The organism is Planctomycetaceae bacterium, from assembly GCA_021371795.1.
Classification (GTDB): domain Bacteria; phylum Planctomycetota; class Phycisphaerae; order Sedimentisphaerales; family UBA12454; genus UBA12454.
Map to the genome: position 1 here is coordinate 205,052 of JAJFVK010000013.1, position 21,947 is coordinate 226,998.

Genomic DNA, 21,947 nt, shown 5'->3' on the forward strand with positions numbered 1-21,947 from the left:
AGTTCCGCGTTCGCGGGACGAAGCGGAGAAATCATTTAATAGTTCTTATCAACTGCAAAATCATCTGTACGGTTCTCGGTCTTTTTTCGAGAACATAAGTAATGTACTCAATCATTAATTCTTCTGCCTGAATTAAGGCCGCTGGTTTTACATCCGCACATTTTTCAGGATTATTAAGACAAACTGCAGTTTCCAGTGTTATCAATTTTTTATCGGCAAAGGCCGACTCACAATCTCTGCATACAAATCCGCCGCCGGCCACGCTGAAATAATATTGTTTTGAGCCTGTATTGAATTTGCGTTTGCAGTTTACGCACATATCAGTTGTCGGCATAGAACCGGTATAGGTCAGCAGGTCAAATTGAAACGCCATAAGAAACATCGGCACTTTGCTATCTGGATTTTCATCGAGTTTTTTCAGAAACGTCATCGCTTCCTCGAAAAGTTCAGGATGCGGGTCGTGTTCACGTGTGAAAAGATTTAGAAGTTCCGCTGCGAAAAAACTGCAATTAAGCGCAAGTAATTTTTTGCGAATGCCTGTACTGAAAAATGTCGGATTAAACTCTGTAAGCGTACCAAGTTTATCCCCATCTCTAATCGAGTAAACCATATCGCCCGCAGAACAAATTTCAATCGCTCCCGAAAAGGAAGTTTTTGTTGTTCTTCGCGTGCCTTTTGCGATGACAGAAACTTTCCCGCCTGCGTAAGTGAAGAAAGTAAGAATCTGCGAACTTTCGGAATAATCCGTCGAGCGGATACAAATGCCCTTATCTTTTATAAGTTCCATATACCGCTCCGAAACCGAATTCCTGAAGAATCTGGTCTTCCGTTTTGTGCATTTTCGCGGCCTTGCGAACCGTCAAATCATCGAACCCCAGTTGATGAAGCAGGCCGTGCAGAATATAAAGCACAAGCTCTGCTTCAAATGAATGCCCGCGAAGCTTTGCCTGCCGCTGTGCCAATTGAGCGTTTACAATTATATCGAAAATTTTATCGCCCGCGTCGGAGACATCAAAACTTATCACGTCCGTAACGCTGCTTTTTTTCAGGAATTCTTTATTTACTTCGACAATACGTTTATCGTTTGCGATTTCAATATTTATCAGCGCCTTTCGCAGGCCGAATTTATGTGATGTTTTTTGGACAAGCTCAACAACTCCGGCTTTTCTGAAAGGGATTGACTTGCCTTGTTTGAAAATGTTGACTTTTATGCCGGAAGGCTTGACGCTTTTTTCAGGCATTTTCATTCTCTTGCTCTTGCTTTTGTTCTGACTCTTCCTGCTCATGTTGTTCTTCCGTCGCGGTTTGATGATGCGGTTTTCCGCCGAATGTCGGATACGCTACTCTGCCATGATAATGAGCCGCAAGGCTCTTGGAGATCGTTTCCTCGATTTTGCTTAGCTCTTTCAGTGTCAGTTCACATTCATCGAATTGACCGTCCTGCAGTCGTTTAATCGCCATATTATGCACAATGGTTTCAATCTTTGTCGGCGTAATTTCCGTTTGCGCCCTCACAGCGCCTTCAACAGAATCCGCAAGCATTACAATCGCCGCTTCCTTTGACTGCGGACGAGGGCCGGAATATCTGAACTCTGATTCGGCAGGCGGAATATCGTCGCCGGCTTTTTTGCGGGCCTCGACATAAAAATATTCTATTAGTGTCGTGCCGTGATGCGTTTCAATAAACTGCCGAATAACCGCCGGCAATCCGTACTCTTCGGCAAGTTCCATTCCGTCTTTTATATGGCCGGAAATAATCAACTGGCTCATCGCCGGCGAAAGCTGGTCGTGCTTGCTGGCGCTGCCCATCTGATTTTCAATAAAATATCTTGGCTTGCCGATTTTGCCGATGTCGTGATAATACGCGCCTACTCTGCACAAGAGCCCATTAGCACCAATTGATTCCGCTGCCGCTTCTGAAATCGAACCAATCAGCAAACTATGACTGTATGTGCCCGGCGCATCCATCGCGAGTTTTTTCAGCAGAGGTTGATTGGCGTCGCTGTAATCAAGCAGCGTCATACTCGTCGCGATTCTAAAAACCTTTTCGATTAAAGGCAGAAATGCCTGTATAACCACCGCAACGCAGATAACCGCTATCATTACCCAGCCGGCATCAGCGAAAATATGACGATTAAAACCGACCTCAAAAAGATCCGTTACAAAACTTATTAAAAAAACCGCACTGCCTGCAAAAACTCCGACTTCAAGAATTTTAATTCTCGTTCTTACTTCACGAAGCAAAAAACTGCTCGTTACAGCACCTGCCACCATAGTCAAAAATAAACTGAAATCTGTTTCATGGCCGGACGCAAGGCAGGCAAGCATAGAATATGTAATACTCATCGCCAGCGCAAAACGCTGTTCATAAACAATGGCCAAAACTATCGATCCGCCTACCGCAACCGCGACAGTTATATAAAGACTGCCCGGAAAAAGTGCGCTTAATTTTGTCAGGACAAGCAAGATTAAAAACAGGCAAACAATCGCAGTAGATCGCAACGGACTTTTCAAAAGTAGGGAATTATAACGATAAATATATAAACCGCTCGAACAGCAAATGGCCGCGACTAAAATAACAATTGAGATTACCTGATGGACGGGACGATAATTAAATGCACTGTGAGTCAGATTGATGCTTAAAAGAAAACTGGACATGATGGCAAAAACCAGAAGTATCGCGACTTCAAGCAAAAGCCCGCTGTTGACAAAACTAACCAGCTTCGCAAACTTGTCGGCTGCGATAGCTTCACGAAGCTGCTTTCGCCTCGGACTCAAATTTTTTTTAAAAAATCCCATTATTGCGATTTTCTCTTTTTCTTTGCTTCGTACGCCTGGACGATATTCTGCACTAAATTGTGCCTTACAATATCCGTATCGTCAAGCCCAATTAACGAAATACCGTTAGTGCCCGCAAGCGTCTCCATCGCGTCGAGCATACCGCTTTTCTGCCCGCGATCCAAATCCGTTTGCGTAATATCGCCGGTGATAATCATTTTCGAGCCTCTGCCCATACGCGTCAGAAACATAAGCATCTGCGTCGGCGATGTATTCTGCGCCTCATCGCAGATGATACACGCCTCATTGAGCGTTCTGCCCCGCATAAAAGCCAGCGGAATAACTTCGATTATATCCATATCCGCAAGTTTTCGCATCTGCGCAAAATCCATCATATCTTCAAGACTGTCAAACAACGGCCGCAGATACGGATTTACTTTTGCTTCTATATCGCCCGGCAAAAACCCGAGCTTTTCACCCGCTTCAACCGCAGGCCGGGCAAGTACAATCTTACGAATTTGTTTTCTCTTCAGCATTGACACCGCGACAGCGACCGCAAGATAAGTTTTTCCCGTTCCCGCAGGCCCCGTACAAAAAGTCAAATCGAAATTCAGCATCGCCTCAATATATCTTCGCTGTCCCCGCGTAAAAGGCTTTATCATCTTCTTGGGCGAGAACACCGAGACACCAAACCCTTCATCCGGCTCGATGCTCACTTCTACTTTGCTGATTAATCCGACAACATCGTTAGCGTCGAGTTTGCCGAACCTGCCCAAATGTTTCTGCATCAATTCGACAACCTGCTCCGCTTTTCTGACCGCTTCTTCCTGTCCGACTATCACAACCGCGTCATCGCGTGCCGTAATATTAACGCCGCATCGTGCGCGAACTATTCTTAAATGCTCATCTGCGGGCCCGAAAATTTCGAGCCGCTTTTTAGAAAACAATTGTACTGTTAATTCCAATTTGCTGCCTTATATAACAAATAAAAAATATAAATACGCTAAAACACCTGCTGCCAGCGGTGAATCGATGACATCCAGCACGCCGCCGAAACCCGGCACGAATGCCGCCGAATCTTTAGTCTCGGCCGCTCGCTTGAGCATCGACTCGGCCAAATCGCCAAGCTGCCCGACAAAGGCAAACACCGCGCCGAATAGAACAGCCGGCAATATCGGCATTATATCAAAAACTTTGGCAAATATCGAGGCCGCAATTACCGAAAATAACACCCCGCCGCCCATACCTTCCCAGGTCTTTTTCGGGCTGATAATCGGTGAAAATTTGTGTTTGCCGCAAATCCGGCCAACTGTGTAAGCTCCTATATCGCAGAACTTTACGACAAAAATAAACATCAGGAACGCAAACGGCCCAAAGTCGATTCGCAGTTTCATAACAAAACTTGTCAAAGCGCCAAGATAGCAAATCGCAAGCAAATTACCTCCGATATTTGCGAACGCCCCGACAGCGGCATACCTCATTCCCTGCCATAAAAAAATCGCAAGAGTACTCAAACTGAACACTGAAATAAAATAGATTGCCGCGAACCTGATGCTGTCTTCCTCGAAAAATTGAGCAAGATACCATCCGCCTGCAAGCAGAATGCTTGAGGTAATGGTAATAGGCAGAAAAATTTTCGCGCCACTTGAGCCGATGAGTTTGCCGAGTTCAATATTTGCCGGCACCGCGACAAGAACCAGGAATATTAAAAGTATTGAGCCTTGAACAGGCAAATCGTTTTTTTGCGCACTCAAACTGCCGTCGAGATAGCCGTCGAGCAATATCAAACCAACAAAAAATATCGTCATCAATGTTCCGAATATCAGTCTGTATTTGAGCACAAATTTTTCCCTTAAAATTTATACCAGTCCCGGCTTAATATCACCCAGTCTGCGTGCGCGTTTGGAATATTCAAGTATCGCTTTGTCAATATCTTCAGGCATAAAATCCGGCCAGAGGGTATCAGTAATATAAAACTCGGCGTAAGAAATCTGCCAAAGAAGAAAATTGCTGATTCGTTTTTCGCTCGATGTGCGTATCAGCAAATCAGGGTCAGGCAGCCCGGCAGTATAAAGACTGTCGTTGACAAGCATCTCGTCAATCTGGTCAACAGTAATCGTGCCATTCATACAGTCCTGTGCAATTTTTTTTGCCGCGTCGATAATTTCTTCTCTGCCGCCGTAATTTAGCGCAAGAGCAAGAACCATACCCGAATACTCTGATGTAATCTCGATTGTCTTATGAAGTTCTCGAACAAGTTTTGGCGGAAGTTTTTCCGTTCTGCCAAGATGCACAAGCCGAACATTGTGTTCTTTGAGCGTTTTGCGTATTCCAACAAGATAACGTATATAAAGCTGCATTAAAAACGCAACTTCCAGTTTCGGCCTCTTCCAGTTTTGCATACTGAAAGAATAAAGAGTCAGACATTCGACTCCTATATCAACGCAGTAATCGACAATTTTCTCGACAGTCCTTGCCCCCTGGCGATGTCCCTGAAACCGCGGAAGCCCGCGATTGGTCGCCCATCTGCCGTTGCCATCCATAATAACTGCGATATGTTTTGGAAATTGAGCTACTTCAATGCCGAGCCGTTTGGCGGCAGCTATACGATTTGTCTCAATTGAGGGAATTCCGTTAGGCACTTTTACTTCCTGAATATCGTTTGTTTTCTCGAAGGCCCAACGCCAATGATATTAACAGGAAGTCCAACCGCTTCTTCCACTGCTTTGACATATTGACGTGCCTGTTCCGGAAGTTTTTCAAAACTGTCAACCTGGCTCAAATCCTGACCAAAACCTTTTATAGTTCTGTAAACGCATTTCACTTTCGCAAGCCTGTCTATATTCGACGGGAACATTTTTACCGGTTTACCGTCGATTGTATAGCCTGTGCAAATCTTCACTTCATCAAGACCCGCCAGCGTATCGAGGTGCATCATCGCGATTTCATTTATACCGCCGATTTTCGCAGCGTATTTGACAACCATCGCATCGAACCATCCGCATCTTCTCGGCCTGCCGGTCGTTGTGCCGTATTCATGGCCTTTGTCGCGAATATACTGTCCTGTTTCGTTTTCAAGCTCTGACGGAAACGGCCCTGCGCCAACGCGTGTCGTATATGCCTTCACAACACCAATGAAATTATCAATCATCTGCACCGGCACGCCGCAGCCCGGCCCTACGCCGAGAGAGCTGGCATTTGAGCTTGTTACGTAAGGAAATGTACCATGGTCAAGGTCAAGCAAAGCGCCCTGTGCGCCTTCGAAAAGCAAATTCTTCTTCGCTTCGATTTGCTCGTGCAGATAAGCCGTTGTATCACAGACGTACTTTGAAAGTCTTTGCGAATACACTTTGCATTTTTCGTAAATTTCGCCCACATTCATCGGTGCCGCATTATATAACGCACCAAAAATCTTATTTTTGTATGCAACGATATTTTCGAGTTTATCTTTTAATTTATCAATCTCGAGCAAATCAGCCATTCTGATTGCGTAACTTCTGCCGACTTTATCCGAATAACACGGGCCGATTCCACGAACAGTTGTTCCGATTTTATCCTTACCAAGAGATTCTTCACGAAGCCCGTCTTCTGCCTTGTGATAATCGAGAACAACGTGTGCGTTCTCACTTATAAAAAACCTGCCGTCGAGAGTTATGCCTCTTTGAGCCAGCGAATCAATTTCAGCCAGCAAAATTTCCGGGTCAACAACAACGCCGTTGGCTATAACACAAACAGTATTTGGCCGTATCGCACCACTCGGAAGAAGATGAAGCGCAAATTTTGTATCGCCGATAACAACTGTATGTCCTGCGTTAGCGCCGCCACCGTAACGGACAACAATATCGTTCTTCTCGGCAAGTATATCAACGACTTTGCCCTTACCTTCATCGCCCCATTGTAATCCTACGACACAAATGTTCATATTTTATCCTTATTGAATATTGAAGATAGAAGATTGAAGATTTTTTGAAGAAGATTGTAAATTTTCAATCTACAATCTTCATTTTTCAATCATATTTTAGCCTGTTATTTGGGACACAAGGACTTCCAAAACTTCGTCCATATTGTCCCAGCTTTTGTTGCTTATTTTCTTCTCGGCAACTTTGCCGTCTTTACCTTTATACGTTATAATAAAAGTTCCCTTTGCGTCATAATCGGTTTTATTAATGCTCTCGATTGACTTATACGGTATTTCTTCGATATCGCTAAGAATAAGCTTTTCGTCGGCGGCGACAATCCTCTTATTTCTCATCGAATACGCGTATATTGCCACCAAACAAGCAGCACCAATCATATATGGCGGAGCTTTGCGATGGAAAACAAGTGTAGGGTCAGCCTTTCCATCCTTCGTGTGTTTCGCGATTAATTTCTGATTGTATTTACCATCGTAAAGAAACCAGACACCCGCAATAAACAGAATCATAAACCAGATTTTATAGTTTGTCTTTTTGTACTTGGCGAGTGGCGCAACAACAGCCATTTTTAACCTCCGTAAAAATCCATTTTCCTATTTATTTTTATCTCCGATGTGCGATAGCATTCGTCAAAGGCATAACAATATTCGGCACAACCTTTTCATCCATATATTCAACCGCAATACCGCAAATTTTATCGAACATTTTATCCATTTCAAATTCCTGCCCAGCCTGCGGATATTGTCTGATTGTCAAAAACAGACTTATAGGCTTATCCGAATCGAATTTACCGCCGCGGATTTCAGACTCTTCAGTTCGCGACTCGATGGCAAGCCTTGCCCTTGTCGAGCAGTCTTCATTGAGTGCGATTATAATTGAAGGCGAAAGATTAATCGGCCCCGGCCCGGGAACATCGAACACTCTCGAAAAAGCCGAACCGCCGAACAATGCTTCAGCGATAATATCATTATGATTGCCGGCATAATCGAAATCCATACCGAAAGTCAAATCGATGGATTCAATATCAAGACTGCGGACGCCGAGCATATAAGGAACCAAACCTATTACAAACTTCGGCAGATCCAATGCTTCCTGAAAAGTCGTCGGATTTGCACAGCCTGCGCCAAGCCTGTCGGAATCGACACTTGCCCAGCGATTCAGTTCAGACTGGCTCGACTCTTCCAAACTGTATTCGCTTCCATCCCTGTTGAGAATTGTCATCGGGGAATATTGCTTTTTGATACGCTCAAAAAAAGACAGCAGAATATCCCTGTCCGAAGGCAAATCGAAACGGGTGTTTATATACATATCTACATAAAAATCGTCGCAAAACGAATTATAGCTTATCGACATAGAATGTCCTGCTCCAAAAACCAGTTACGAAAGCATTATCTCATAAAGGTGTGATAAAAACAAATAAATTTCTCCACTGCGGGCATATAAAACACGACCGAAAACATACCTGAAAGGTATTATTTTGCGGTCAACAACCAAAACACCAATATTGCGGCGATAATCCTGTAGATGCCGAATGGGGTAAGGCCGTGGTTGGTGAGCCATTTTACAAATCCTTTTATTGCCAGAATGGCGAAAATCATACTGAAAAGCAGCCCCACCGCCATACCATCAAACCCAACAACCTGTGTAAGAACCGCCCAATCTTCCAGACAGGATATAAATGTTGCCCCCAAAAGAGTCGGAAGCGCCAGAAGAAAACTGAATTCCGCGGCCGTAACCATATCCAGTCCGACCAGTACCGCTGCTACAATCGTAATCATACTTCTTGAAGTTCCCGGCCACATCGCCAGAACTTGAGCGATACCTATGATTGCCGCCTGCCAATAAGAGATATTTACAATTCCAATTACAGACAATCGTTTTTTTCTGAACCCCATACACTCAACGATAATCATTATCACACCGCCGACAGCCAAACCGTAAGCGACAGGAACAGGAGCAAAAAGCTGCTGCTCGATAACTTTGTGCAGCGGCAAGCCTATTATTGCGGATGGCAAAAACGCAACCAGCAAAAGGAAAAACAATTTTAAACCATCACGATTCCTCCCCAGCAATCCTGTACAAATATCAACAACCCTTCTGCGATAGAGTCCGACCACCGCCAGAATCGCTCCAGACTGTATAACAATGTTAAAAGAATTAATCGCTTCCATTTTATCTTTATCTAAAACTCGCCCAAACGGCCCAATATGGTCGCTAAAATGCGTCAATCCCATAAAATGGCCGGCAAGAATAAGATGCCCGGTCGAAGAAACAGGCAGATATTCCGTCAGGCCTTCTACTATTCCTAATATCGCGGCGTGAACAACAGATATTTTCTGAACGTCCGACTGCTGCTGAACATCGTTCACGTCCCCGTTTGCCGCGAAAATAAAAAATGAAATACTAAAAACAAACAGGAGTGTAAAGATTAACTTGTGTCGTTTCATAATTGCTCAAGAAAAATGGAAATGTAAAAAAAATCAACTGCCCATTACAACGAATCTTGCAAGGTAGGTAACAATGCAGACAACCGTCCCTGCCATTACGCCGGCAACCAAATCGTCCGCAAGAATACCCAAACCTCCGTTAAGCTGCTCCATTTCGCGAACAGGCGAAGGCTTCCAAATATCAAAAATTCTGAAAAGTATAAACGCCGCTATCGCAGGCGGTAAAACTTTACCACTGGTTACAGCCGCTGGGAATAACGCGACTGCCTGGCCGGCGAATTCATCTATCACCACCCAGCCGGGGTCTTTTCGGCCGAAATGTTTGGCAAAAAACACACATAAGACACTTGATATTACGATAGCCGCCAGAAGAAAAACAATCGAGATCATCTGTATCGGCCAAAAATAATGAACAGCCAGAAACGCCGCCAGCATCAGCAAACTGCCGAATGTGCCGGGCATCACAGGTATAAACCCTATGCCAAAACAGGAAAGTACCATATTTTTCATTTTCATAAAGAGTAGTATAATCCTTAAAAATTAAATTAAAACTAAAAAAACTTCCGAAAATTGATTGACTTACGCCTGTTTAAAAGCTATTATTATTGCAACATTGTTGCAATACGAGACAGGACTATGAATATCGAAGATATTCACAAAACTATAAAATCCAAAGGCAAACGCCTGACAAAAGTCCGCAAAGCGATTATTGAAATCCTGATTCAGTCGCCTTGCCTGCTTTCAACGTCTGACCTTCTGTCAAAACTCAAAGCCCGCAGAATCCAGCCGGACAGGTCAACAATGTACCGCGAACTAATGTTTCTGGTGCAAAACAGTATTATTAATAAAAATATCATCGCGCAAAAAGATTATTTCGAACTGCCGACCGACCATCACCATCATCTGGTCTGCACCGGCTGCAACGCCATCAAGAAAGTAATTATGGGCAATCATCTGGTCAAAGAAGAAAAACTGCTTGAAAAAAATCATGAATTTACGATTACAAACCACTCTGTAGAGTTCTACGGCCTTTGCAGAAACTGCCGGAAATAATAACTATGAAAAAAATCATATTCACAATACTTGTTATATTAATAATTATGGCTGGACTTTTCACAGCAGTAAAATCCAGCCGCAAGCTTCAGCGGGATGACGGTAAAATCACAATTGTTACAACGCTGTTCCCGTTATACGATTTCGCGAAAACAATCGGCGGCGATAAGGTTAATGTCTCGCTATTACTGCCGCCCGGCGTTGAGCCTCACTCATTTGAACCAACCCCCGGCGATATCGCGAAAATCAGCAATGCTGATATTTTCATTTTCACCGGCGAATTTATGGAGCCATGGGCACACGAAATTTTGAGCGGAATTTCGAACAATAAACTTATCGTTGTTGTTGCAAGCACAGATATAAGTCTGATACCGGCGGCACAAAAACACGAACACCATCACGAACAAAACGAAGAAGCTGAGCACCATGAACAACACGTACATAATGAACATGAAGGTATGGACCCGCACATCTGGCTTGATTTTGATAATGACAAAATAATTATCGACAATATCACAAACGCTCTTTGCAAAGCTGACTCCGCGAATACTGATTTTTACAAAAGCAATGCCGAAGATTATAAAACGAAACTTACTCAACTTGATAATTCCTACAAAACACAACTTTCCGGCTGCAAAAGCAGGACAGTTATTTTCGGCGGCCATTATGCTTTCGGCTATCTGGCGAATCGATACGGCTTACAATATCTCGCCGCACAGGGACTTTCGCCGGATTCAGAACCAACCGCACAGGACATCATCACACTTATCGAACAAATCAAAAAAGAGAACGTTCATTATGTTTTTTATGAAGAGCTGACAAGCCCGAAAATCGCGGAAACTTTGACTAATGAAACCGGTACAAAAATGCTCCTGCTCAACGCCGGCCATAATGTCAGCAGAAAAGATTTGGAAAATAATGTTTCATTCATTGATATAATGGCTGAAAACCTGCAAAATTTGAAAACAGGATTGGAATGTAAATAAAAAAATGGCAATCATAAAAATTAATGATGTCTCAATCTCTTACAATGCTCACGAAGCATTGAAGGATGTTTCGTTTGCAATCGAACCGGGCGATTTTATCGCACTTGTCGGCCCGAACGGCGCTGGCAAGACAACGCTTGTAAAATCTATTTTCGGCCTGGTATCGCTAAATTCAGGAGACATAGAATTATTCGATACGCCGGCAAAAAGATTCGCCGATTGGGGCAAACTCGGCTATCTGCCGCAGCAGTCTTCGACAATCAATCCGCTTTTCCCGGCAACCGTTGAAGAAGTAATAGAGCTTGGTTTGTTATCGCAAAAGAAAAATCCGAAAAGTATTACCGGTGAAGACAAAACAAAGGTCAATGAAATAGTCGAAAAATTAAAAATAACTGACTTAAAAGGAAGAATGCTAAGTGAGCTTTCCGGCGGTCAGCAGCAAAAAGTCCTTTTGGCACGCTGTCTTGTTTCCAACCCGCAACTGCTGATTTTCGATGAGCCTTCGACAGCGCTCGACCCGGATTCGAGAGAATCTTTTTTTGAGCTTATCAAAAATTTAAACAAGCAGGATGGCATTGCGATATTATTGATTACGCACGATGCCGGTTTCGTAGGAAAATACGCACAGAAGATGCTCTACCTCGACAAAAAAATTGTTTACTTTGGCAATTTCCGAGAATTTTGCAAGTCGGATGATATGCGTCAGTTCTTCGGCGAACATTATCAGCATATAATCTGTCACCAGCATGATCATAAGAGCACAAATTAATGGAAATAATAAACTTTTTACAATACGCATTCATTCAAAAGGCTTTTCTGGCCGGTTCATTCATCGCTGTAACTTGTGCGGCGTTGGGAATGTTTCTGGTTCTTCGCAAAATGTCGCTGATTAGCGACGGCCTTTCGCACGTAAGTTTCGGCGCAATCGCTATCGGCCTGTTTTTCGGCACATACCCGTACTATATCGCGGTTCCGATTGTTATGGCTGCTTCATATTTGATTTTGAAAATCACTGAAAAGGCGAAAGTTTATGGCGACGCGGCTATCGGCATTGTCTCGGCTGTCGGCATCTCCGGCGGCGTGATTATCGCGAGCCTTTCAAAAGGTTTTAACGTTGACCTTCTTAGTTATCTTTTTGGAAATATTCTTTCCATCCGAACAAGTGAAGTAGTCTTGTCCGTACTGCTTTCGCTTGTCGTACTGGCGATTCTTTACTATTATTACTGGGATTTATTTTCCGCCACGTTCGATGTCGAATACGCAAAAACCACCGGCATAAAAACCAGCCGAATCAGTGTGGTTTTGACACTGCTAACATCTCTTGTGGTTGTGCTTTCTGTGAAAGTTGTCGGCGTTATGCTCGTATCATCGCTTATGATTTTGCCTGCCGCAGCCGCACTTCAAAACGCAAAGGGGTTTCGTGCCGCGATTTTCATTGCATGCTGTTTTTCGCTGATTTCCGTTTTGCTCGGCATAACATTTTCGTTTTTCCTCGATATACCGGCCGGTGCAACGATTGTGATGATTAACGCTGTGATTTTCGCTTTGGCGGTAATCTATAAAAGAATCGCTTAATTTATTTAATCATCTCTAGACAATACCTGTCCGTCATTCCGGAAACATAATCGCACACTGTTCGTTCCAGACCGAATTCAGGAATAAGGTTTTGATAAAATTTCGGCATCAGCGTCGGGTTATCGCGGAATTTGCAGAAGACTTTTGTCAGCCATTCTTTTGCCTGCGATGAAACTGCTTTGACAACCGGATTTTCGTACATATTCTTCAGAAGGAAAATCTCAAGTTCACGAAGTCCCTTTTCAGATTCGTCGCTGATTGCGATAAGATTATCGCTTCTATCGAGCACCTGCTGTAAGTTTTGAATATTTTCTTTTTTGATTAACGCTTTGCTTGTTTCAATGCAATCGCCGACAAGCATATCGATAATAACTTTCGCGATTCGCATATACTTAATTGCACCGCTTCCGTGAGCTTCCGCCTGACATCTCACTATTGCCCCTTTGCAGAGGTCGAGATTTTTTATCATTTCATAATTCAGAACTTTTGCGCGAAGGCCGTCCTCCAAATCGTGGCAGTTATAAGCGATTCTGTCGGCAAGATCAGAGATTTGCCCTTCCAGCGAACAATTTATTTCCGGATATTTCTGACTTCTTAAAGGATTGTCGAAATGTGTTTTATGCTTGGCAAGTGACAGCCTGGTTTCGTACATCAAATTTAAGCCGACAAAATCAAGATATGGCTTTTCAATCTGATCTACAATTCGCATTGTTTGAGAATTATGCTCGAACCCGCCGAAATCCTTCATCAATTCATTTAACGCCGCTTCACCGCTGTGGCCGAACGGGCTGTGTCCCAAATCGTGCGCAAGACAAACAGCTTCAGTGAGAGCCTCGTTCAATCCAAGTACTTTTGCGATAGTTCTGCCAATTTGCGAAACTTCGATACTATGCGTAAAACGCGTTCTATAATGGTCATTGATTTGCGTTGTAAAGACCTGTGTTTTGCCCTCAAGTCTTCTGAACGCAGATGTGTGAATAATTCTGTCCCTGTCACGCTCGAATGCTCCGCGATATGCGTGTTGGGGCTCTTTGAACTGCCTGCCTTTGCTGTTGGCCTCGGTTACTGCATAAGCTTGCAGAGAATCAGACATAGTTATATTCCCGGCAGATTATTTTTTACGCTTATATCTTTAAGTTGGCTATATAACTCCCGCATCCCCTGGCTGATTACATCTGTTCCGCCGCAAACTTCCATAAAGTTCGTATCGCCGTCCCATCTGGGCACAATATGAATATGCAAATGACCCGGCACGCCCGCACCTGCGCATCTGCCGAAATTCATCCCGACATTAAAGCCGTGCGGATTGACCGCCAGTTTCAAAGCCTTTTGGCATGCGACGATGAGTTTATTGGCGTCCAGAAGTTCCTCATCGTTCAATCCCTCGAAATCCGGAACATGTTTAATCGGTGCGATAAGCAGATGCCCGTTATTGTATGGAAAACGATTAAACATTACGATCGCTGTTTTAGTTCGCCAAAGCACAAAATTCTCGCAGTCTTCTGCGGGATTCTGCACATTATGACAGATAAAGCAATCGTGTTTTTCCGCCAGACCTTTGATATATCCGATCCTCCACGGCGCCCAAAGATTAAATCGCTTCAATCAGGGGTCTCCCTTCGCTTATTCGACAAGCGTCATTGTTATCTTCTGCTCGATTGTTATATTCGGCGTAAGTTCATCACTGCCGAGTCCAAATATCGACGCGCTGACTGTCGCTTCATATTCCTGTGTATCGCTTTTGATTCTGCCTTTATCGATATCGAAAAGCTGTTTGCCCTGCCCTGTTATAGCAAGCACTTTATATCCCTGCAGAAAACCAAACATACCTTTCATCTGGAATCCACCGCTGTACGGCAGTGTAACATCCGCAGGTGTTTTGCTCAAACTGTATGTGCTTGCGATTGCTGCAAGATTCTCATTACCGGCCTTTTCAACGCCTGCCAGTTTATATTCGACATTTCTGCCGATTTTGGAAACGTAAGGCATCGGAGCCAAAAGTTTAGAACTCCACTTGCTTTTCTTATCAATTCCTTTGAGCGGGTTTTTAATAGTTGCCGTCGAATCCCATATATTAGATTGCGTTGCGAGGAAATCCATTACCATATCAGGATTTTTAACTTTGCCTCTCTTTGTTTCCCCGCCGCTAAACGCTTTGTCAGCCAGTTCTTTGGCAGTGCTGTCCAATGAGGAATAATCCATGATTTTTCCGGTAGGACTGATTGTCAACGTAAAACTTTTTCCTGCAAGGCTCTCCACTGCATCAGTTTTGTCCTGTGCTCTGCCGGAGCCTGTTCGCATAACTTTCGCGGAATTGCAGGTGGCCTCGATAACGGAAACGCCGGTCGGGTCAACTTTGACAGGTTTGTATGCGATTTGCATTTCGAGCTTTTCTATTTGCGTTTGCTCTTTGCCGTCCTGCTTGCCCTTTGAGTATTTGCCGCTCGGGTCAAGATTGACGTGCATTGTTCTTTCGCAGACAAAATTATAAACAAGCGTCTGATTTGGCTCGAAATCAACACTCAAAAGCAAAGGGCCTTTTAAATCAGCGCCTTTTGGCACTTCTGTTTTTTGCTGCTGCTGACAGCCTGTGAAATAAAAAGCCGTTATACCTACTACCAAAACCGCAGAAATCCATTTCTTCATAATTTTACTCGCAATCCGTTAGTTATTTTAAAAAAAGTTAATCGACTCTCTCAATACTGTAATTGTATGTGAATCCCATTGTAAGCTGGTCAGGCCCTTTATCGCTTTTCTGTTCTTCTGATGATTCTGCTGCCAGCCACTGTGCTTTTAATGTTTCGTTATAGCTCTTGATTTGGCCGGTTGTAAGATTGATTATCATTTTACCGGTATAATTGTCTTTTTCATCGAACATATTCGCGAACATTCCCATTCCGGCGTCTTTTTCATTTGTGCCTTCGACTCTCTTGGAACTCGGAACCGCGTTCATCTCAATGGTCGCGATAACTTGGCCGTTTTCATCTTTCGTATCAGTCAGTGTATAAATTTTCTCAAAACTCTTTGACCTCAACATTCCTGCCGGAGATGTAGCCAGCGAACTCCACTTGTCGCCTTTTTTGCACGGCCCTTTTGCGTCCAGAAACGCCATTACCTGATGACGTCTTGCGATTTCTTCATCGCTTAGCAGTCTGGCCGCAATTTTTTCATCCGCTCCGCCTTTTACTGCTGCTCTGGCGGCTGCCGCGTCAACAACTTCAACGCTTCCCTTCGGTGAGAATTTAATCTTATAGCTTGCGCCGATGAGTTTCATCAAAGGCGAAGCTTTGTCATTTGCATTTTCGCTGTCGAATCCGACTTCCTTGCCCTGTGAATCGGTGGAAGTTTGTTTCAACTGTTTAACGGTGATATTCGCCGTTGTGTTGCCCTGTGCGTCAACAGATTCGACTTCCTGCGTAAATACCATTACGATGTCGCCGCCGGTATGACGTTCTTTTGTCTTATTAATTGACGGCTGAATAAACTGGTAATCCTTGCTCGACCCTGTAACAACCTTATAAGTAGTTACGCTTTTGGCCGCCGGCGTCAATTTCATCTCGGCATTCGGTACACATCCTGTTAACACTGCCGCTATTGTACATACACAAATTACTTTGAAAAGTGTTCCAACTTTCATTGCATTCTCCTAAAATCAATCAAGTAAAATAGTTAATCCATTAATAGTACAAACCGGAATTATAACAAGTATAATTTCCAGAGCAATTTTTTTTGTAAAAAATATGGTACGGCATCCAAAATAAGGAACTAAACAAACCTGCTCCCTCTGTTTTTCCCTTGCGCAAAATTGCAAAATAAACGCTTCGAAACATATAAAAAACAATTAAAAACCTTTCAAAACAGCTTTAAAACATAGCGAATTTCGTAAATTCACGTGCGAAAACAACTCAAAAGTCTGCGTTTTCAACACCTCTCAACAAAAATCAACAAAGATTTGTAGCAAATTGACAAAAAATGTGAGTAAATTCGTAAAAAAAAATAAAAAAATAACAGAAAAAATTAAAGATGACTAGTGTCCACAAAAATATGCGCAAGCTATGAGACAAAAAAGTAAAAAGGTCAAGTTTTCCTCAACTTTATACGGGTATTATACCATATTTTTGTCGGGAAATCAAGAAAATTTCGCAAAAAAATTTAATCACAGATTACACGGATCTACGCTACGCTCCGACACGGATTTTTTTGCACCACCCCCGCCTGCGCGGGGCAGGCTCCGAAAAGAAGGACACGAAGATTTATTTTTTATTCCAAACCTTCTATCGCATTTCTAAATTCCAAATACTCCGATTCGGTCATACTCTCTCTAACCGCAACATCATTCTCCCATACATCATCCAAGCAATTCACACCACCATTTCCGACTCCGCGGAAATGGTACGCATCGCCGTTCCGGCGACGGCTAAACTTTCTGATGACTGCAACATCATCATTTGCGAGCCAATCAATGTCGGTCTCGGTTACATAAGGTTGTTATACGCAAACGAAAATTTTCCGCTTATTCGTTTATTTCTTATGTATTTGTGTTTATAATACCCATTGAACTAATTGTAAAAAAATTTGTAACTTATTTAGGAGTAAATACCTATGAAAAGTGACGCCGTCAAAAAAGGCTTCCAGCACGCCCCTCACAGAGCACTGCTTAGAGCCTGCGGTCTAAAAGATTCCGACATTAACAAGCCATTCATCGGCATAGCAAACAGCTTTTGCGAAGTCGTGCCCGGCCATAAACACTTAAATATTGTAGCTCAAAAAGTCAAAGCCGCGGTTAGAGCCGCCGGCGGAGTACCTTTTGAGTTCAATACCATCGCTATATGCGACGGCATCGCAATGGGACATACCGGTATGAAATATTCACTGGCATCCCGCGAAATTATCGCTGATGCGGTTGAATCTATGGTTCGCGCTCATTGCTTTGACGGTCTTATCTGCATTCCGAACTGCGACAAGGTTACGCCGGGAATGTTAATGGCATCCGTTAGAGTTAATGTCCCGACAATTTTCATCTCCGGGGGGCCGATGGCTGCCGGCAAAGACTCAAAAGGCAATGCCGTCGATTTGATTTCCATTTTTGAAGGCGTCGCGTCATACAAAGCCGGCAAAATCAACGCGAAAAGACTGCACGAACTCGAATGCACCGGCTGTCCGTCTGTCGGAAGCTGCTCGGGTATGTTCACGGCCAACAGTATGAACTGCCTTTGCGAAGCTATCGGTATGGCACTGCCGGGCAACGGAACTGTCCTTGCCATCAGCAAAGAAAGAGACAAACTCTACAAAGCGGCCGGCAAACAGATTATTGAATTGGTTAAGAAAAACTTAAAACCGTTAGACATCATCACACCAAAGTCAATCGACAACGCTTTCGTTCTCGATATGGCAATGGGCGGTTCAACAAATACCGTTCTGCACACTCTGGCAATCGCAAACGAAGCTGAAATAAAATACGACCTCGAGCGAATCAACAAAATCAGCAAGAAGTGCCCGAACATCTGCAAAGTTTCACCGTCAAGTCACTGGCACGTTGAAGACGTCAACGCCGCCGGCGGTATCAGTGCGATTTTAAAAGAGATTAGCAAAATCAAAGGTATGCTGAATCTCAATTGCAAAACCGTTACCGGAAAAACTCTCGGCCAAAACATCGCCAAAGCGAAAATCAAGAATTACGAGTGCATACACAAACTCAAAGACGCATATTCAAAAACTGGCGGCCTTTCAATTCTCAAAGGCAACCTCGCACCGAACGGCTGCGTAGTAAAAACCGCAGGCGTTGCGGCGAAAATGCTAAAACACACCGGCCCTGCTGTTATATTTGAAAGCCAGGAAGAAGCCTGCGATGGCATCCTCGCCGGCAAAGTAAAAGCAGGCGATGTTGTGATTATTAGAAACGAAGGCCCGAAAGGCGGCCCCGGTATGCAGGAAATGTTAAGCCCGACAAGCTATATTATGGGTGCAGGCCTCGGCGAATCAGTCGCGCTGATTACCGACGGCAGATTCAGCGGCGGAACTCGCGGCGCATGCATCGGCCATGTAAGCCCGGAAGCATCGGTCGGCGGGCCAATCGGTCTGGTTAAAAAAGGCGAAATAATCGAAATCGATATCCCTGCGAAGAAAATTTCGGTAAAAATTTCGAATGCCGAACTTGCCAAACGCAGGAAAAAATTCGTCGCTCCGAAACCAAGAATCACAAAAGGCTCGCTCGCTAAATATGCCGCGATGGCAACCAGCGCAGACACCGGCGGAATTCTGAAATGGTAAAAAAGGAAAAACTTTTTGAGTAAATTTTCAAAAAAATCTAAAGCTCCAACTTGCTATATTATTGCCGGGCCGAACGGCGCTGGAAAGACAACGTTTGCGCTTACTTATTTACAGGAAATAGCAGGTTGTCGAAACTTTATAAATGCGGATTTAATCGCACATGGACTTTCACCTCTTGATTATCTGGCCGCAGAATATGAGGCTGGCAGGATTTTTTTAAAAGAAATATACTCAAATATTGAGCGAAGGATTGATTTTGCTTTTGAAACAACACTATCTGGACGAAGTTGTATTAGCCTACTAAAAAAGCTCAAACTCGATGGATGGAAACTTGTACTATTTTTCCTTTGGATTCCAAATGCAGATTTTTCCAAGAAAAGAATCAAAGAGCGCGTCGCACATGGCGGCCATAACATTCCGTCTGAAACTGTTGACCGGCGGTTCCCCAGAGTAATGGGCAATTTCATAAGAACGTATATTCCTTTATGCGACAATGTTTTTTGTTATGACAATTCCAACCCTAAACCTTGTCTGATTTTTGAACAAGACAAAAAAGGGATGAGAGTTGCACAAAATGATATTTATTTGCAGATTGTGAGGTTTTCGCAATGACCACAAAAGAAACCAATAAAATGGCCAAAGCAGCACAGAAAACTCTGCGCAAAGCGGTTGTACGGGATTTTCAGCGAAAAGCATTGCTTGGGCAATATGTTGTAATAAATCAAAATGGAAAAACTCGACGAATTTCAGCAAGAGAGGCTTTGAAAATTGCCAAGAAAAAATAATAATTGCTGGTACGCGGCCGGTCTGCACTTTGAGTGTCAGCAGTGCGGAAATTGCTGCTCCGGCCCTGAAGAAGGCGTTATCTGGATAAAAAAGCAGGAAATTGAAAAGCTCGCCGAGCATCTGAATATGACCCCGGCCGAACTGCACAAAAAATATCTGCGAAGAATCGGTCTGCGTATAACCATCAAGGAAGACCAGCGGACAAAGGACTGCATTTTTCTGCGGCCGATTAACGGCTCGAAAGGCTGCTCGATTTATAATTTCAGACCGGCACAATGCCGTACCTGGCCGTTCTGGGAGCACAACCTGTACAGCCCGGACGATTGGAACGCCGCTGCGCAAAAATGCTCCGGCATAAACAAAGGCAGACTATATACATTTGATGAAATCGAAGAACGAAAAAATATGTGATAGCGTCAAAGAAATTTATTCCTGGCTCGATGCACAGATTAAATTATTTGACGCGGATTGCTCGGCGTGCGGGAAATGCTGTGATTTCGATTCTTTCGGCCATAAGTTATATATCACTTCGCCGGAATTGTTGTATTTTTACGAAAATTTAAAGCCATTGCAAAAAATGACCGCCGGCAGGTGCCCATATCAAAAGCAAAATCAGTGTACCACCCGTGAATTTCGCTTCGCCGGATGCCGAATCTTTTTCTGCAAAGGCGATTCTGAAAAGCAAAACGCCCTGTGCGAAGAAGCAATCAAAAAATTCAAAGCGTTATGTGATGAATATGATTTTCCATACCGCTATATGGAATTATCCGCAGCGTTAAATGAAAATATAAAATGATTCTTTTCCTTTTACAAGTGGTCGTTATTTCCCTTTCCGGCGTTCTGGCTCCGGGGCCTGTAATGACCGCTGCGATAGCACAGGGTACAAAATCCAAGCACGCGGGATTTTTTATTTCGCTCGGCCATTCAGCGATAGAGCTGCCCCTTCTTGCGGCGATTGCATTGGGTATTGGTTTTATTTTTGAATACCCCGCAGCCAAAATAGGCATCGGTCTCATCGGCGGATTGTATTTGCTATGGATGGGCTGGGGAATGTTCAAAGAGTTTAAAAATTATCACGAAACAAAATTAACTTTCAATTCCCGCGGCCCTTTCATCACGGGTTTTATCCTTTCGGCAACAAATCCATATTTTCTTTTGTGGTGGGCAACGGTAGGATTGAATCTTGCGAAAGACGCTGCCGGCTTTGGAGTTCTGGCGATAATATTATTTGCAATTGTGCATTCGCTCTGCGATATGACCTGGCTGGAGATTATTTCGTTTACAAGCTACAAAGGCTCAAGATTATTAAGTGAAAAGAACCAGAAAAACATTCTTATTGTTTGTGCCGCAGCGATTATCTTTTTCGGCTTTTATTTTATAATTAAAAGTCTCATATATGCCGTATAGAGCGTTAGTTACGGCTTTTTTACGATAAATAACGCATGAAATTTTTAATTTTAGTTGAACTTTATGCCGATTAAAGTGTATACTTAATGTGTTCACTTGGTTTATTTGATAAAGGACAAGCAAATGAGAGCTTCAATATTAGACCTTCGCCGAAATATGCGGCAAATACTCGCTGCGATAGATCATAATGAGTCTGTCATTTTGACATATCGCGGCAGCGAAAAAGCAACCATTGTCCCAAAAGAGCAGGTACGAAAGATTGACATAAAAAAACACCCCGCTTTCGGAATATGGGCTGACAAAAAAGACAATGTTTCCGCTGTTGTTCGCAATATGAGAAAGGGACGATTCGATGCTCTTTGATACAGATATATTAATCTGGTGTTTAAGAGCAAATGCCAAAGCTGCACAGGCAATTGAAAATGCCGCTGAAAGAAGTATTTCCACCATCAGCTATATGGAGCTTCTGCAGGGTGCAAGAGATAAAAAAGAAATCAAAGCAATTAGAGATTTTCTGAAAGATACCAGCTTTACAATTATTCCTGTAACAGAAAACATCAGCCATAGAGCATCTGTTTATATGGAAGAATATTGCCTGAAAGTACAAATGAGCCTTGCAGATGCACTTATTGCCGCCACCGCAACAGAAAATAACATCCAACTCTACACCGGCAACAATAAACATTACAAACAAGTAAAAGAGTTGAGTATTAAAATTTTTAGACCATAGT

The 21,947-nt window shown here is 43.4% G+C and carries 27 protein-coding genes; 12 read left to right on the forward strand and 15 right to left on the reverse strand.

All coding sequences use genetic code 11. From position 1 onward, the window contains the following. Nucleotides 1–31: 31 nt before the first annotated feature. The 11 genes from recO to LLF92_06445 all read right to left on the reverse strand — a co-directional run bounded on the left by recO (nt 32) and on the right by LLF92_06445 (nt 9,655). The gene (gene recO / locus LLF92_06395) at nt 32–787 is read right to left on the reverse strand and encodes a DNA repair protein RecO (protein ID MCE5340742.1); all 756 of its coding nucleotides are present in this window, start codon (nt 785–787) and stop codon (nt 32–34) included. Continuing rightward, nucleotides 768–1,286, reverse strand: coding sequence for an rRNA maturation RNase YbeY (ybeY, locus tag LLF92_06400; GenBank protein MCE5340743.1), 519 nt, complete (start codon nt 1,284–1,286; stop codon nt 768–770). Before ybeY ends, recO begins: the two co-directional genes overlap by 20 nt. Further along, complete coding sequence (locus LLF92_06405) at nt 1,234–2,799, reverse strand: HDIG domain-containing protein (GenBank protein MCE5340744.1); 1,566 nt, start codon at nt 2,797–2,799, stop codon at nt 1,234–1,236. The genes ybeY and LLF92_06405 overlap by 53 nt, the downstream gene beginning before the upstream one ends. Beyond that, nucleotides 2,799–3,743: a PhoH family protein gene (locus tag LLF92_06410; protein ID MCE5340745.1), complete on the reverse strand. Its 945-nt coding sequence runs from the start codon at nt 3,741–3,743 to the stop codon at nt 2,799–2,801. The genes LLF92_06405 and LLF92_06410 overlap by 1 nt, the downstream gene beginning before the upstream one ends. 9 nt (nt 3,744–3,752) lie before the next feature. Then, nucleotides 3,753–4,619, reverse strand: coding sequence for a phosphatidate cytidylyltransferase (locus LLF92_06415; protein ID MCE5340746.1), 867 nt, complete (start codon nt 4,617–4,619; stop codon nt 3,753–3,755). An 18-nt stretch (nt 4,620–4,637) separates the two neighbouring features. Then, the gene (locus tag LLF92_06420; protein MCE5340747.1) at nt 4,638–5,420 is read right to left on the reverse strand and encodes an isoprenyl transferase; all 783 of its coding nucleotides are present in this window, start codon (nt 5,418–5,420) and stop codon (nt 4,638–4,640) included. Nucleotides 5,421–5,422: 2 nt separating this feature from the next. Continuing rightward, nucleotides 5,423–6,700, reverse strand: coding sequence for an adenylosuccinate synthase (locus LLF92_06425; GenBank protein MCE5340748.1), 1,278 nt, complete (start codon nt 6,698–6,700; stop codon nt 5,423–5,425). 96 nt (nt 6,701–6,796) lie between these two features. Further along, on the reverse strand, nt 6,797–7,258 hold the full coding sequence (locus tag LLF92_06430) for a PH domain-containing protein (GenBank protein MCE5340749.1): 462 nt from the start codon (nt 7,256–7,258) through the stop codon (nt 6,797–6,799). Between the two features lie 37 nt (nt 7,259–7,295). Beyond that, nucleotides 7,296–8,045, reverse strand: a complete 750-nt coding sequence (locus tag LLF92_06435; GenBank protein ID MCE5340750.1) for a hypothetical protein — start codon at nt 8,043–8,045, stop codon at nt 7,296–7,298. Nucleotides 8,046–8,164: 119 nt separating this feature from the next. After that, on the reverse strand, nt 8,165–9,139 hold the full coding sequence (locus LLF92_06440) for an undecaprenyl-diphosphate phosphatase (protein ID MCE5340751.1): 975 nt from the start codon (nt 9,137–9,139) through the stop codon (nt 8,165–8,167). Between the two features lie 33 nt (nt 9,140–9,172). Further along, nucleotides 9,173–9,655: a phosphatidylglycerophosphatase A gene (locus LLF92_06445; GenBank protein ID MCE5340752.1), complete on the reverse strand. Its 483-nt coding sequence runs from the start codon at nt 9,653–9,655 to the stop codon at nt 9,173–9,175. Nucleotides 9,656–9,775: 120 nt separating this feature from the next. On the opposite strand from LLF92_06445, the gene LLF92_06450 reads away from it, so the two are divergent. The 4 genes from LLF92_06450 to LLF92_06465 are packed head-to-tail and all read left to right on the forward strand — an operon-like array spanning nt 9,776 to nt 12,753. Then, the gene (locus tag LLF92_06450) at nt 9,776–10,192 is read left to right on the forward strand and encodes a transcriptional repressor (protein ID MCE5340753.1); all 417 of its coding nucleotides are present in this window, start codon (nt 9,776–9,778) and stop codon (nt 10,190–10,192) included. A gap of 5 nt (nt 10,193–10,197) precedes the next feature. Further along, complete coding sequence (locus tag LLF92_06455) at nt 10,198–11,178, forward strand: zinc ABC transporter substrate-binding protein (GenBank protein MCE5340754.1); 981 nt, start codon at nt 10,198–10,200, stop codon at nt 11,176–11,178. 4 nt (nt 11,179–11,182) lie between these two features. Then, complete coding sequence (locus LLF92_06460; protein MCE5340755.1) at nt 11,183–11,947, forward strand: metal ABC transporter ATP-binding protein; 765 nt, start codon at nt 11,183–11,185, stop codon at nt 11,945–11,947. After that, nucleotides 11,947–12,753: a metal ABC transporter permease gene (locus tag LLF92_06465; GenBank protein ID MCE5340756.1), complete on the forward strand. Its 807-nt coding sequence runs from the start codon at nt 11,947–11,949 to the stop codon at nt 12,751–12,753. Before LLF92_06460 ends, LLF92_06465 begins: the two co-directional genes overlap by 1 nt. Before the next feature lies 1 nt (nt 12,754). Here the strand turns inward: LLF92_06465 and dgt are convergent, their stop codons facing one another. From dgt to LLF92_06485, 4 genes are read right to left on the reverse strand one after another with little or no spacing between them, the layout of a single operon-like run. Further along, nucleotides 12,755–13,846, reverse strand: a complete 1,092-nt coding sequence (gene dgt, locus LLF92_06470; GenBank protein ID MCE5340757.1) for a dNTP triphosphohydrolase — start codon at nt 13,844–13,846, stop codon at nt 12,755–12,757. A 2-nt stretch (nt 13,847–13,848) separates the two neighbouring features. Next, a complete protein-coding gene (locus tag LLF92_06475; GenBank protein ID MCE5340758.1) occupies nt 13,849–14,358 on the reverse strand; it encodes an HIT domain-containing protein in 510 nt (169 codons plus the stop codon). 18 nt (nt 14,359–14,376) lie between these two features. After that, nucleotides 14,377–15,399, reverse strand: a complete 1,023-nt coding sequence (locus tag LLF92_06480) for a hypothetical protein (GenBank protein MCE5340759.1) — start codon at nt 15,397–15,399, stop codon at nt 14,377–14,379. A 37-nt stretch (nt 15,400–15,436) separates the two neighbouring features. Beyond that, nucleotides 15,437–16,390, reverse strand: a complete 954-nt coding sequence (locus LLF92_06485) for a hypothetical protein (GenBank protein MCE5340760.1) — start codon at nt 16,388–16,390, stop codon at nt 15,437–15,439. A gap of 965 nt (nt 16,391–17,355) precedes the next feature. On the opposite strand from LLF92_06485, the gene ilvD reads away from it, so the two are divergent. The 8 genes from ilvD to LLF92_06525 all read left to right on the forward strand — a co-directional run bounded on the left by ilvD (nt 17,356) and on the right by LLF92_06525 (nt 21,946). Further along, nucleotides 17,356–19,023 carry a dihydroxy-acid dehydratase gene (gene ilvD, locus LLF92_06490; GenBank protein MCE5340761.1) on the forward strand — a complete coding sequence of 556 codons (1,668 nt, stop codon included), beginning with the start codon at nt 17,356–17,358 and terminating at the stop codon, nt 19,021–19,023. Nucleotides 19,024–19,038: 15 nt separating this feature from the next. Continuing rightward, nucleotides 19,039–19,635, forward strand: a complete 597-nt coding sequence (locus tag LLF92_06495; GenBank protein ID MCE5340762.1) for a hypothetical protein — start codon at nt 19,039–19,041, stop codon at nt 19,633–19,635. After that, complete coding sequence (locus LLF92_06500; protein ID MCE5340763.1) at nt 19,632–19,808, forward strand: hypothetical protein; 177 nt, start codon at nt 19,632–19,634, stop codon at nt 19,806–19,808. Before LLF92_06495 ends, LLF92_06500 begins: the two co-directional genes overlap by 4 nt. Beyond that, a complete protein-coding gene (locus LLF92_06505; GenBank protein ID MCE5340764.1) occupies nt 19,792–20,220 on the forward strand; it encodes a YkgJ family cysteine cluster protein in 429 nt (142 codons plus the stop codon). Before LLF92_06500 ends, LLF92_06505 begins: the two co-directional genes overlap by 17 nt. After that, on the forward strand, nt 20,192–20,605 hold the full coding sequence (locus LLF92_06510) for a hypothetical protein (GenBank protein ID MCE5340765.1): 414 nt from the start codon (nt 20,192–20,194) through the stop codon (nt 20,603–20,605). Before LLF92_06505 ends, LLF92_06510 begins: the two co-directional genes overlap by 29 nt. Further along, complete coding sequence (locus LLF92_06515) at nt 20,602–21,216, forward strand: LysE family translocator (GenBank protein ID MCE5340766.1); 615 nt, start codon at nt 20,602–20,604, stop codon at nt 21,214–21,216. The genes LLF92_06510 and LLF92_06515 overlap by 4 nt, the downstream gene beginning before the upstream one ends. Before the next feature lie 123 nt (nt 21,217–21,339). Continuing rightward, a complete protein-coding gene (locus LLF92_06520) occupies nt 21,340–21,579 on the forward strand; it encodes a hypothetical protein (protein ID MCE5340767.1) in 240 nt (79 codons plus the stop codon). After that, a complete protein-coding gene (locus tag LLF92_06525; GenBank protein ID MCE5340768.1) occupies nt 21,569–21,946 on the forward strand; it encodes a type II toxin-antitoxin system VapC family toxin in 378 nt (125 codons plus the stop codon). The genes LLF92_06520 and LLF92_06525 overlap by 11 nt, the downstream gene beginning before the upstream one ends. Nucleotide 21,947 lies beyond the last annotated feature (1 nt).